Source organism: Ralstonia sp. TCR112 (genome assembly GCF_007997035.1).
Classification (GTDB): Bacteria; Pseudomonadota; Gammaproteobacteria; order Burkholderiales; family Burkholderiaceae; genus Ralstonia; species Ralstonia edaphi.
This window is the reverse complement of sequence record NZ_VOSS01000111.1, coordinates 1-11,218: the sequence shown is the minus strand read 5'-3', so window position 1 is coordinate 11,218 and position 11,218 is coordinate 1. Positions and strand designations below refer to the sequence as shown.

General features: G+C 67.5%; 11 protein-coding genes. 7 read left to right on the top strand and 4 right to left on the bottom strand.

All coding sequences use genetic code 11. The annotated features are described in order from the left end of the window. A partial coding sequence (locus FUT88_RS22695) for a LysR substrate-binding domain-containing protein (protein ID WP_147218596.1) occupies positions 1-594 on the bottom strand: 594 nt, incomplete at its 3' end. 106 nt (positions 595-700) lie between these two features. Here FUT88_RS22695 and FUT88_RS22690 point away from each other — a divergent pair. The 3 genes from FUT88_RS22690 to FUT88_RS22680 all read left to right on the top strand — a co-directional run bounded on the left by FUT88_RS22690 (position 701) and on the right by FUT88_RS22680 (position 3,616). Beyond that, complete coding sequence (locus FUT88_RS22690) at positions 701-1,759, top strand: polysaccharide deacetylase family protein (RefSeq protein ID WP_147218594.1); 1,059 nt, start codon at positions 701-703, stop codon at positions 1,757-1,759. A 71-nt stretch (positions 1,760-1,830) separates the two neighbouring features. Beyond that, a complete protein-coding gene (locus tag FUT88_RS22685; RefSeq protein ID WP_147218592.1) occupies positions 1,831-2,205 on the top strand; it encodes a 5-carboxymethyl-2-hydroxymuconate Delta-isomerase in 375 nt (124 codons plus the stop codon). Positions 2,206-2,260: 55 nt separating this feature from the next. Next, the gene (locus FUT88_RS22680) at positions 2,261-3,616 is read left to right on the top strand and encodes an MFS transporter (RefSeq protein ID WP_147218590.1); all 1,356 of its coding nucleotides are present in this window, start codon (positions 2,261-2,263) and stop codon (positions 3,614-3,616) included. Between the two features lie 61 nt (positions 3,617-3,677). Here the strand turns inward: FUT88_RS22680 and FUT88_RS22675 are convergent, their stop codons facing one another. Then, complete coding sequence (locus FUT88_RS22675; RefSeq protein WP_147218588.1) at positions 3,678-4,292, bottom strand: glutathione S-transferase; 615 nt, start codon at positions 4,290-4,292, stop codon at positions 3,678-3,680. 242 nt (positions 4,293-4,534) lie between these two features. Here FUT88_RS22675 and FUT88_RS22670 point away from each other — a divergent pair, with 242 nt between their 5' ends. The 3 genes from FUT88_RS22670 (at position 4,535) to FUT88_RS22660 (ending at position 8,347) form a co-directional block, all read left to right on the top strand. Next, on the top strand, positions 4,535-6,745 hold the full coding sequence (locus tag FUT88_RS22670) for a response regulator (protein WP_147218586.1): 2,211 nt from the start codon (positions 4,535-4,537) through the stop codon (positions 6,743-6,745). A gap of 89 nt (positions 6,746-6,834) precedes the next feature. Continuing rightward, entirely contained in the window at positions 6,835-7,743 is a 909-nt protein-coding gene (locus tag FUT88_RS22665) for an RNA polymerase sigma-70 factor (protein WP_147218584.1), read from the top strand. 133 nt (positions 7,744-7,876) lie between these two features. Then, a complete protein-coding gene (locus FUT88_RS22660) occupies positions 7,877-8,347 on the top strand; it encodes a carboxymuconolactone decarboxylase family protein (RefSeq protein ID WP_147218582.1) in 471 nt (156 codons plus the stop codon). 82 nt (positions 8,348-8,429) lie between these two features. Here FUT88_RS22660 and FUT88_RS22655 read toward each other — a convergent pair whose 3' ends face one another. Then, positions 8,430-8,972 carry a GNAT family N-acetyltransferase gene (locus tag FUT88_RS22655; protein ID WP_147218580.1) on the bottom strand — a complete coding sequence of 181 codons (543 nt, stop codon included), beginning with the start codon at positions 8,970-8,972 and terminating at the stop codon, positions 8,430-8,432. 208 nt (positions 8,973-9,180) lie between these two features. Here FUT88_RS22655 and FUT88_RS22650 point away from each other — a divergent pair, with 208 nt between their 5' ends. After that, positions 9,181-10,713, top strand: a complete 1,533-nt coding sequence (locus FUT88_RS22650; RefSeq protein ID WP_147218578.1) for a lactonase family protein — start codon at positions 9,181-9,183, stop codon at positions 10,711-10,713. Positions 10,714-10,826: 113 nt separating this feature from the next. Here the strand turns inward: FUT88_RS22650 and FUT88_RS22645 are convergent. Further along, on the bottom strand, positions 10,827-11,218 hold a 392-nt coding region (locus FUT88_RS22645; RefSeq protein ID WP_147218576.1), incomplete at its 5' end, for an AMP-binding enzyme.

Here is an 11,218-nt window from a genome sequence, read left to right as displayed (position 1 = left end):
GCGGCGCTGATCACCGATGAGGATGCACCGATGCTGCACCAGGTCTGCCGGATGCACCGGCGCACCATGCTCGGCAACGTATGCCGGCGAGGCACATAGCACCCGGAAGTTCGGCGCCAGCGGCCGCGCGATCAGCGTCGAATCGGTCAGCGCGCCGAAGCGGATGGCCATGTCGTAACCGCTGTCGATCAGGTCGACCACGGCGTCGGTCAGTTCCAGCTGCACGCTCAGTTGCGGATGCTCGCGCTGAAACGCCGCCACGATGGGCGCAATGCGCCGTCGCCCGAGCTGGCCCGGCGCCGTCACGCGCAGCAGGCCGCTCACGGCCTGGCGACGCTGCATCAGCAGCGACTCGGCCTGTTCGATTTCATCGAGGATGCGCACCACGCGGCTGTGGAACAGCACGCCCTCTTCGGTCAGCGTCTGACGGCGCGTGGTGCGCTGGATCAGGCGTACGCCCAGGGCGGCTTCGAGCTGCGCCAGGCGCTTGCTGATGACGGACAGCGGCAAATCCATCTCGCGCGCCGCGCCCGACAGGCTGCCGGCGGAAACGATACGGGCAAACGAAATGAGCGCGGGCAGGTTGTCGAGCATGGGGCAATTCTTCGTGTTTCGGAAAGGATGTTTCCTATTGGCAGCGGTATTTCCGCGATTTCGCGAAGGCTAGCATGCCCCGGTCTTTCACGTTCGCGCTTGCGCCATGACCCGACTGCCTGATACCCCGCCCTCCACCGACGCTCGCGTCGACACCGCTGCCGCCCGGCCGCACGCTGGTCGCCGCACGTTTCTCAGCCGTGCAGGCGCCGGGGCAAGCGCCCTGGCTGCCGGCGCGCTGCTGGCCGGCAACGCCGCCGCGCAAGCACCGCGGGCCAGCGGCCCAGCGGCTGCGGGCGCGCCCAGCGCAGGCCAGTTCTGGCCAGACGGCATCCGCCTCGTCATTTCCATCTCGATGCAGTTCGAAGCCGGCGGCCAGCCGCCCAAAGGCACCGACAGCCCATTCCCCAAGATCGACTTTCCGGCCAGCATGCCGTCCGACCCGGCCACCAACACGTGGTTTGCCTACGGTTACCGCGAGGGCATTCCGCGCATGCTCGATCTGTGGGACCGGCACGGCGTGAAGGTGACCTCGCACATGATCGGCGAGGCGGCGCAGCGCCACCCTGAACTCGCGCGCGAGATCGTCGCACGCGGCCACGAGGCCGCCGGGCACGGCCCGCGCTGGAGTTCGCAATACGCCATGACGCGCGCCCAGGAACGCGCCTTCCTGAGCGAAGCCATGACGATGGTCGAGGCGGTGACGGGCCAGCGCCCCGTGGGCTACAACTGCAACTGGCTGCGACGCGGCCCCAACACGCTGTCGCTGCTGCAGGAGCTGGGCTACCTGTATCACATCGACGACCTGAGCCGCGACGAGCCCTTCATCGAACAGGTCAACGGCCGCGACTTCGTGGTCGTGCCCTACACGCTGCGCAACAACGACATCCTGCTGATCGAAGGCCGCAACTACTCGCCGTCGGCCTTCCTCGAGCAGATCAAGCTCGACTTCGACCAGCTCTACGAAGAAGCCGGCTCGCGCCGCCGCATGATGTCGATCAGCGCGCACGACCGCATCAGCGGCACGCCGCAGATGGTGCGCGCATGGGACGCCTTCCTCCGCTACGCCAAGCAGCATCCCGGCGTGGCCTTCCTGCGCAAGGACGAGATCGCCCGCTACACGGCCGCGAGCCCGCTGAGCGTGCGCGAGGCTGAAACCATCTGACGTCGGCCCGGCGGCGGCGCTGCATGCCCGCCGCCCGGCTGCTCGCCTACCCACTCTCTGCACGCACTGCCATGCCGCATATCGTGATCGAAGCGACCGAGCCGTTGGCACGCCGCCTGGACTTTCCCGCGCTGTTGCGCACGATCCACCAGCAGTTGGCCGACCGCGGCAGCGCGCGGCTGACCGACCTCAAGAGCCGCGTGCACATCGCCGAGACGTTTCTTGCCGGTGACGACGCCCAAGCGCAGTTCGTCGTCGCCCGCCTGGTGCTGACCAACCCGCGCCCCGCCCAGATGCAGCGCGACATGGCCGCGACGATCCACGACGTTCTGCGCGATGCCATTGCCGCCCGCGCAGACGCCGGCGCCTGGTGGCAATGCTGCGTGCTGGTGGAAACGCTCGACCGGACGCTGTACCAGAAGACCGACTCGCGGGCGCCCGCCTAGCCCGTCAGTCAGCACCGCACCCCGCAACACACACAACAACACCCAAGGAGACCACATGAACCCGCACCCGCACGCCGGTGCGCTGGCGCAGCCTGCGCCTGCCGCCGCCACGCCACCCGCACTGCCCCGCACCACGCCGGACGATCCGGCACTCGACGCCATCTACCGCCGCATCGCCTGGCGGCTGATGCCGATCCTGCTGCTGGCCCAGGTGTTGGCCTACCTCGACCGCGTCAACATCGGCACCGCCAAGCTGCAGATGGCGGCCGACCTGAGCCTGAGCGCCACCGCCTACGGGCTCGGCGCGGGCATCTTCTTCGTCGGCTATTTCTTCTTCGAGGTGCCGAGCAACCTGCTGCTGCATCGGCTGGGGGCGCGCGCCTGGATCGCACGGATCATGGTGTCGTGGGGGCTGCTGTCGGCGGCCATGGGCTGGGTGCAGAGCACGACCGGGTTTTACGTGCTGCGTTTCCTCCTGGGCGTGGCGGAAGCGGGCTTCTTTCCCGGCATCGTGCTGTATCTCACGTACTGGTTTCCGGCGCACCGGCGCGGCCGCATGACCACGCTGTTCATGAGTGCCACGGCCGTGGCAGGCATCGTGGGCGGTCCGTTGTCGGGATGGATCCTGGCGGCATTCGACGGGCAGCTCGGGCACGCCGGCTGGCGCTGGATGTTCGTGCTCGAAGGGCTGCCCTCGGCGCTGGTGGGCGTGCTGGTGTTCTTCCTCTTGCCGAGCCGGCCGCGCGAAGTGCGCTGGCTCAATGCCGATGCACTGGCGCGTCTGGAGGCGGATCTCGCGCAGGCCGCACCGGCGCAGGCGCCGCTGCATCGCGCGTCGGACATCCTCAACGGCACGGTCCTGCTGTTTGCGCTGATCTATTTCCTGCTGCTGGCGGGCCTGTATGGCGTGAGCTTCTGGCTGCCGAGCGTGATTCGCGCCGCCGGCATCGCCAGCACCGTCACGGTCGGGTGGTTGAGTGCCGTGCCGTATGCGGTGGCCATGGTGGCCATGAACCTGGTGGCGCGGCAGGCCGACAGGCGGCGCAACTGGGGCACGCTGGTCGGCGCGTGCGCGCTGGTGGCCGGTGCGGGCTTTTGTGTGAGCGCATTGACCGTCGACCAGCTCGTGCCCGCCATGGCCGCATTGACGGTGGCCTCGGCGGGCATCCTGTCGGCGCTGCCGCTGTTCTGGAACCTGCCCACCGCGCGCCTGGACGGCGTGGCAGCGGCTGCCGGCATCGGCTTCATCAACGCCATTGGCAACCTGTCGGGCTTCGTCAGCCCCTTCGCCATCGGGTGGCTGACGGACCTGACACACACGGCGACCGCGGGCGTCGGGCTGCTGGGCGCATGCGCCATGCTTGCCGGTGTGCTGACGCTGGCATACGGGCGTCGCGGTCGCCCGTCCTGACATCAGCTATAGACAGGTGCGGCCGACGCGGATACGACTGCGCTCCGCGTCGGCCGCTGCATCAAACCGCATCCATCGGCAACTCGCGAAACGCGCTCAACTGCTCCGCCGCTGCCGAGTACGCCACCAGGCGCGGATAGTCCGCCGCCGGCACGCGGTCCGGCACCATCAGCTGGATGAAGGCCCAGGCCACGGCCACCGTCACGCCGGCCTGCGTCAGCTCGTTCTGGTCGACGGGCAACGGCGCGTCCTTCCACTCCGCTTCCAGCGCTTCCAGCGCCGCCAGCAACTGGCTGTGCACGCGTTCAACCCACGGCCCGTGCACTTTCTCGCTCGGGCGCAGGTTGTGTTCATAGACGATCTGCACCGCCTTTTCGCACGCGGCCAGCGCCAAGCCGATCACGCGCAGCGCATGCTGGCGCTCGGCAATCGCGGCGGGCATCAGGCTGCGGCCCGACAACGCTTCTGCGTAATCGATGATGAGCGTGGAGTCGATCAGCACGGTGCCGTCATCGCACACCAGCGTGGGCGCCTTGACCACCGGGTTGATGGCGCTGAACTGATCGAAATGCCGGAACACCGACACCGACGCATGCTCGAACGGCAGCCCGAGCAACTTGAGCGAAATGGCCGTGCGGCGCACGTACGGGGAATCAAGCATGCCGATCAACTTCATGGAATCTCCTGGCGAGTGTGGGCGTGTGGTGGATGCGAAACGTGGGTGCGAACCGCGCTGCTGCGCGCGCACGGATGCACATGATAGTCACCGCGCGCCAAGCGTGCTGGCCGGCTCAGGCACGTTTTCTGCGTGCGCCACGTCGCTTTTGAGCCGTCTGTCGCCGACACCGGCCGGCCTCCCGATTTTCTAGAATGACCTCAACTCGGGTGCACTGTGCTGCCCGCCGGACAGGAGACCTTATGCCGTTTCTCGCGCATCACCATGACTGCCTCGGCTGGAGCGGTGAGATGGCGCAGCGCGTGCAGGCATTCGATTGGGCTTCCACTGATCTGGGCCCGATCCAGGACTGGCCCCCCAGCCTGCGTGCGGCCGTGCAGATGGTGCTGGCATGCCCGGTGCCGCTGGTCATGCTGTGGGGCCGCCACGGCTACATGGTCTACAACGATGCCTACGCCGAGTTTGCCGGCGGGCGTCATCCCTATCTTCTTGGCTGCCCCGTTGAACTGGGCTGGCCCGAAGTGGCCGATTTCAACCGCCATGTCATGGATGTCTGCCTGGGCGGCGGCACACTCTCGTACCGCGACAAGGAACTCGTCCTGCTGCGCAACGGCCGCCCCGAAGACGTGTGGATGGACCTTTACTACAGCCCGCTGCCCGACGACACCGGCCGCCCGGCGGGCGTGCTGGCCATCGTGGTGGAGACCACCGAGCGCGTGCAGACCGAGCGCGAACGGCAGGCCGCCGAACAGGCCCTGCGCCAGTTGACCGAAACGCTGGAGCAACGCGTGGCCGATGCGCTGTCGGCCCGCGCCGAAGTGGAAGCGCAATTGCGCCAGGCGCAGAAGATGGAAGCCATCGGCAACCTGACCGGCGGTGTGGCGCACGATTTCAACAACGTGCTGCAGGTGATTGCCGGCAACCTGCAGTTGCTCTCCGTGGAGGCACCCGGCAACGCGCGCGTGCAACATCGAATAGCCGCCGCCACGCGTGCCGTACAGCGCGGCTCCACGCTGGCCGCGCAGTTGCTCGCGTTTGCACGCCGGCAGCAGTTGTCTCCGGCGGTCGTCAACCCGACGCGGCTGGTCCGGGGCATGAGCGAGATGCTGCACCGCGCGCTGGGCGAAGCCATCAAGGTGGAAACACGTCTGGCGGACGACTTGTGGAACGTACAGGTCGACCGCAACCAGCTCGAGAATGCACTGCTGAACCTGGCGATCAATGCGCGCGATGCCATGCGCGGCAATGGCGTACTCACCATCTCCGCCGACAACGTCACCCTCGACAAAACGGAGGGACAAGGGCGCGACCAGCCTGCCCCTGGCGACTACCTCGTCTTCTCCGTCGCCGACACGGGCGTGGGCATGCCGCCCGAAGTGGTCGAACACGTCTTCGAGCCCTTCTTCACCACGAAGCCCGACGGCCACGGTACGGGCCTGGGGCTCAGCATGGTGTTCGGCTTCGTCAAGCAGAGCGGCGGGCACATCGCCATCGACAGCGCGGTCGGGCGGGGCACCACGGTGCGGCTCTACTTCCCGCGCTGCGCAGAGTCTGTGCCGGACGACGCCGCCGAATTGCCCGACACCGTCGTCACCCCCATGGGCGGGCGCGAGACCATTCTCGTGGTGGAAGACGATACCGACGTGCGCCTGACCGCCGTCGACATGCTGACGCAGCTCGGCTACCGCGTGCTCACGGCGGCCAACGGCGAAGCGGCGCTGGAACTCATGGACAGCGGCACGCCCATCGACCTGCTGTTTACCGACGTGATCATGCCGGGCCCCATCAAGGGCGGCGAACTGTCGATACGCGCCGCGCAACGCGTACCGCCGCTGCCGGTGCTGCTGGTGTCGGGCTACACGCGTGACCAGGTGCTGCACGACGGCAGGCTGCCGCCCGGCGTGACGCTGCTCGGCAAGCCCTACCGGCGTGACGACCTCGCGCGCATGGTGCGCAACGTGCTCAACGCCAGCCGCACAGCGCAGGCACAGGCACAGGAGCACGCGCAGGCAGAAGTGCCATCGGCATCGCATCTTCCGTCGGCGCCCCATGCCGCGGCCACCGACGTGTCGCAGCCGCCCACGGTGCTGCTGGTGGAAGACGACACCGCCTCGCGCGAAGCCATGCAGGAAGTGCTCACCACCCTCGGCCTGCAATGCGTGTCTGCCGCCAATGCCGAAGACGCCCTCGCACTGGCGCGCACGCGCTCCGTGCAGGTGATGCTGACCGATCTCACCCTGCCCGGCCAGTCCGGCGCGGATCTCGCCCGCACGCTGCTGCGCCTGCAGCCGCACGTGGATGTGCTGCTGATGTCCGGCTATGGCACGGAGGCCGAGATTGGCGAGCCCATCCCCGGCGCACGCCTGCTCGGCAAGCCGATCGACCTGGGCACGCTGCAGCAGGCGCTGGCGCCGTGGCTCGCAACCGCGACGCGGCCGACACGCAACACGTGACGAACGCCGCATAATCGCCGCACCTGTCACAACGGACCGCGCCCGCCCGTCTAGGGAGAAACCGCCCTAGACGAAGCCTCCGCCACGCCATGACCCAGCCAAGCCCAGCCGCCGCCCGCCGCACCGACCGCGAAGACACGGCCTTCACCGCCGCGCGGCCGCGGCTCTTTGCGATTGCCTATCGCATGCTCGGCAGCCGGGCCGATGCAGAAGACGTGCTGCAGGACGCCTGGATGCGCTGGCACCAGACCGACCAGACCGCGCTGCAATCGGCCGAGGCGTGGCTCGTGACGGTGGTCACCCGCCTGTCGATCGACCGCCTGCGCGCCGCCAAGGCCGAGCGCGAAGCCTACGTCGGCTGGTGGCTGCCCGAGCCGCTGGTGGAGCCGGAATCCACCGCACCCACGCCCGAAGCCGCCGTGGAACTGGCGGGCGACCTGTCGATGGCGTTGCTGTGGGTGCTCGAGCGGCTGTCGCCCGAAGAGCGCGCCGCGTTTCTCATGCGCCAGGTGTTCGATCAGGACTACGCGGAGATCGCCGCCCTGCTGGGCAAGACCGAAGCCGCGTGCCGGCAGATGGTGCATCGCGCATCCGACCGCGTGCAGCAGGAGCGCCCGCGTTTTGATGTCGCGCCCGATGCGCATCGGGACTTGCTCGAACGCTTTGCCGAAGCCTCGCGCACAGGCCAGCGCGAGGCCATCCGCGCGCTGCTGGCGGACGACGCACAACTGGTGGGCGACGGCGGCGGCAAGGTGCCGTCGTTCATGCGCATCATTCAAGACGCCGGCCAGATCACCAAGATCTACTGCGAACTGGTGCGTGCCATGGGCGAGGTTCGCTACGTGCACGCCCGCGTGAACGGCGAACCCGGCCTGCTGCGCTACGTCAACGGCACATTGGAATCGGCCCAGTCGTTCGTCATCGAGAACGGCCGCATCGTGGCCATCTACGTGGTGCGCAATCCGGACAAGCTGGCGCACATCGGCATCGGCGCATAAAAGAACGAAGATTTTCTGGCCGAGCTGTCACACGCCGGCCGCCCGGGGCGTCTTAAGGGTATGGAGCGACGCAAGGCAGCCACCCGCCGCCCGCGCCGGCTCCTTCATCAACCCCAACCCTCAGGAGCTGCTCATGTCGCAAGCCCCCCGCATTGCCTACTTCCAACTCGCACCGAAGGCATTCAACAACCTGCTGAACCTGTCGAACGGCCTGCGCCGCGACTTGCTGGGCGCGAAGCTGGTCGACCTCGTGCTGCTGCGCGTATCGCAAATCAACGGCTGCGCCTTCTGCATCGACATGCACTGGAACGACCTCGTCAAGATGGGCGAGGACCCGCGCCACCTGAACGCCGTGGCCGGCTGGCGCGAGGCCCCGTTCTTTACCGAGCGCGAGCGCGCCGCACTGCGCTGGGCCGAGCTGGTCACCAACACCCCGCACAGCGATGCCAGCGACGAAGAATTCGCCCGGCTGCGCGAGCACTTCAGCGATGAAGAGATCGCCGAGCTGAGCTTTGTCATCGTCACCATCAACAGCTGGAACCTGCTGAACGTGAGCCTGCGCAACCCGGTGCCGTTGAAGGCGCCGTATGTTGCAGCGGCGTAACAAGGTCGGCGCCAATACGACCATCGCTGTACAGCAGCGCCTGCGTGCCCGCGTAGGCGCTGCACCTACAGGCTCAACCGGTTCAGCCGTGCAGGAAGCGCACCATCAGCACTTCATCTGCATAGCCGGTGGTCGATTTGAGGGCGCGCGGCTCCACGCCGTAGGTTTCAAACCCACACCGCTCGTACAGGGCCAGCGCCGCGTCGTTGCCGCGCACCACCGACAGCGTGACCTGCCGGACCAGGCCCTGTGCCGCCGCCACGATGCGCTCCACCAGCGCCGCTCCTACGCCGCGGCCGCGCGCGTCGGGCGCCACGTAAAACCCCCACACAAACCCCTTGTGCGCCAGCTTGGCCATCGTCTGCTGCTTGAAGCCGACCATGCCGATGATGCGCGCGTCGCTGCCGGTTCCCGCATAGGCGCCCAGCACGATGGTGGTGGCCAGGCGCTCGGCAAACGCTTCCATCGACAGCCCGACCTCCGCCTCGTACGTTGAACCGAATGCGTCAGGCGAATCCTGGAGTGCAGCGAGACGAATGGCGCGGTAGTCGGCCACATCGGCCGCATTGGCAGAAGAGAGCTGGCGGATCACGACGGCGTTGGGGTTGTGGGTGGCGTTGGACATGGCTGGCAAGGGAGCGGCGTGTAGGCGAGAAACAACGTCAGCCGCCAGTATCGCGCCAATCTCATGGCCTAGACCTACAGCGCCGCCTCCGTCCATGAAGCCGAGGGCTTTGTCGGTCAATTGGCCTATGTCGGCGTTTGGGTAGGGGTTTCTATCCTTCGGGGAAACGCGAGTCAGCGGACCGCGACAACGAGAACCGGGGGAAGCCATGGCCGAGCTTTTGATCGCCCACGCGCAACGCAGCAGCCGCGCACACGCAAACGCACAACCGGCACCTGCGCCAATTCCACCCGACGCCTCCCGGCACACACGCGGCTTGCACGGCGCCGCGCTGGTCATGGCCGCCGCGCTGTCGCTGGGTCTCACTGCCTGCGGTGGCGGCGACGATGCCGGAGCCACGACCCCGCCGACGAACAACAACACGCCAGCGCCCACCCCATCGCCCACACCGTCGCCAACGCCGGCACCCGCGCCCGCGCCCGCCCCGGCCACCTACTCCGTGGGCGGCACCGTGAGCGGCCTGGCCACCGGCAAATCCGTCACGCTGCTAGACAACGGCGGCGATGCGGTTGTGGTCAGCGCCAACGGCAGCTTCCACTTTCCGACCAAGCTCGCACAGGGCAAGCCCTATTCCGCCACGGTCGGCACGCGGCCTTCGGGCGAGAACTGCACCGTCACCAACGGCAGCGGCATTGTCGGCACCAGCAACGTGACCACCATTGCAGTGGCCTGTGCACCACGGCCGCTGTTCGGCTATGCCGTCAACTCGAACGACGGCACGATCTCCGCCTTCACGCTGGACCTGACCACCGGCATGCCCACGGCCATTGGCTCGTCGGTGCCCGTGGGGCAAGGGCCGCTGTCGCTCACCATCGACCCGGCGGGCAAGTACGTCTACGTGGCTAATGCGAACGACAACACCGTCACCACGCTCTCCATCAACGCCGATACCGGCCTGCTCACGGTGGTGGGCCCGGCCACGCCCACCGGCATGCAGCCGTACAGCATTGCGCGCACGCCCAACGGCAAGTTTGCGTACACCGCCAACTTTGGAGACAACACGCTGTCGGCGTTCTCCGTCAACACGGGCACCGGCGCGCTGACCGCGCTCGCCCCAATTACCGCCGGGGCCAACCCGTACACGGTCACCATCAACAGCGCCGGCACCTTCGCCTACGTGGTCAACGCCAACAGCGGCGCCACGCCGGGCACGGCCATGGCGTTTGCCATCAACAACACCACAGGCGCACTCACGCAGGTGGGCACCACGGTCAACACCGGCAACACACCGCAGTTCATTGCCGTTGCGCCCGGCGGCGGCTTTGCCTACGTTGCCAATTCCGCCGACAACACGCTGGGCGTGTACAGCATCGGCAACACCGGCGCGCTCACCGCATCGGGCTCGCCCGTGGCGACCGGCACCAACCCGTTCTACATTGCCATTGCACCGTCGGGCAGCTTCCTGTATGTGACCAACGTGCTGGACAACACCGTCAGCGTCTTCAACATCAACAGCGCCAACGGCGCGCTCACGCTGGTCGACACCACGCCCACCGGCAACGCGCCCGTAACCGTGCTCGTGAACCCCGCCGGCACCTTCGCCTACGTGGTCAGCGCGGTGGACAACAGCGTCAGCGCGTACAGCATCAACAGCACCACCGGCAAGCTCACCGCCGTGGCCAGCGGGTCAGCCGCCACCGGCAACATCCCGCGCGGGATGGCGATTGTGGCGGTGCCGTGAGGGTGTGATTGAGCTGAGCTGAATCGGTCTGCAGGAATGCAAAGCCCCTCGCCATAGCGAGGGGCTTTGTTTTATTGCGGGGCCCCATATGGCAGCGGCAGCCCCCGCCAACCTCACACATCAATCGCCGAAGTCGATTTCACCTTGCGGCGCAGTTCGTATTTCTGGATCTTGCCCGTCGACGTCTTGGGCAGCGGCCCGAAGAACACCGCCTTGGGCACCTTGAAGCCGGCCAGCAAGGTCTTGCAATGCGCGATGAGGTCTTCTGCGGTGGCGGTGGCGCCGTCCTTGAGTTCAACAAAGGCGCAGGGCGTTTCGCCCCACTTGGCGTCCGGCTGGGCGACCACGGCGGCGGCCAGCACGGCGGGGTGACGGTACAGCGCGTCTTCCACCTCTACGCTCGAGATGTTCTCGCCGCCGGAGATGATGATGTCCTTGCTGCGGTCCTTGATCTTGATATAGCCGTCGGGCATGCAGACGCCCAGGTCGCCGGTGTGGAACCAGC

Coding starts and splice junctions, on each gene's coding strand:
- FUT88_RS22665 (WP_147218584.1), top strand. CDS start 6,835: ATGACCCAGCCAAGCCCAGCCGCCGCCCGCCGCACCGACCGCGAAGAC.
- FUT88_RS22680 (WP_147218590.1), top strand. CDS start 2,261: ATGAACCCGCACCCGCACGCCGGTGCGCTGGCGCAGCCTGCGCCTGCC.
- FUT88_RS22675 (WP_147218588.1), bottom strand. CDS start 4,292: ATGAAGTTGATCGGCATGCTTGATTCCCCGTACGTGCGCCGCACGGCC.
- FUT88_RS22685 (WP_147218592.1), top strand. CDS start 1,831: ATGCCGCATATCGTGATCGAAGCGACCGAGCCGTTGGCACGCCGCCTG.
- FUT88_RS22670 (WP_147218586.1), top strand. CDS start 4,535: ATGCCGTTTCTCGCGCATCACCATGACTGCCTCGGCTGGAGCGGTGAG.
- FUT88_RS22655 (WP_147218580.1), bottom strand. CDS start 8,972: ATGTCCAACGCCACCCACAACCCCAACGCCGTCGTGATCCGCCAGCTC.
- FUT88_RS22650 (WP_147218578.1), top strand. CDS start 9,181: ATGGCCGAGCTTTTGATCGCCCACGCGCAACGCAGCAGCCGCGCACAC.
- FUT88_RS22660 (WP_147218582.1), top strand. CDS start 7,877: ATGTCGCAAGCCCCCCGCATTGCCTACTTCCAACTCGCACCGAAGGCA.
- FUT88_RS22690 (WP_147218594.1), top strand. CDS start 701: ATGACCCGACTGCCTGATACCCCGCCCTCCACCGACGCTCGCGTCGAC.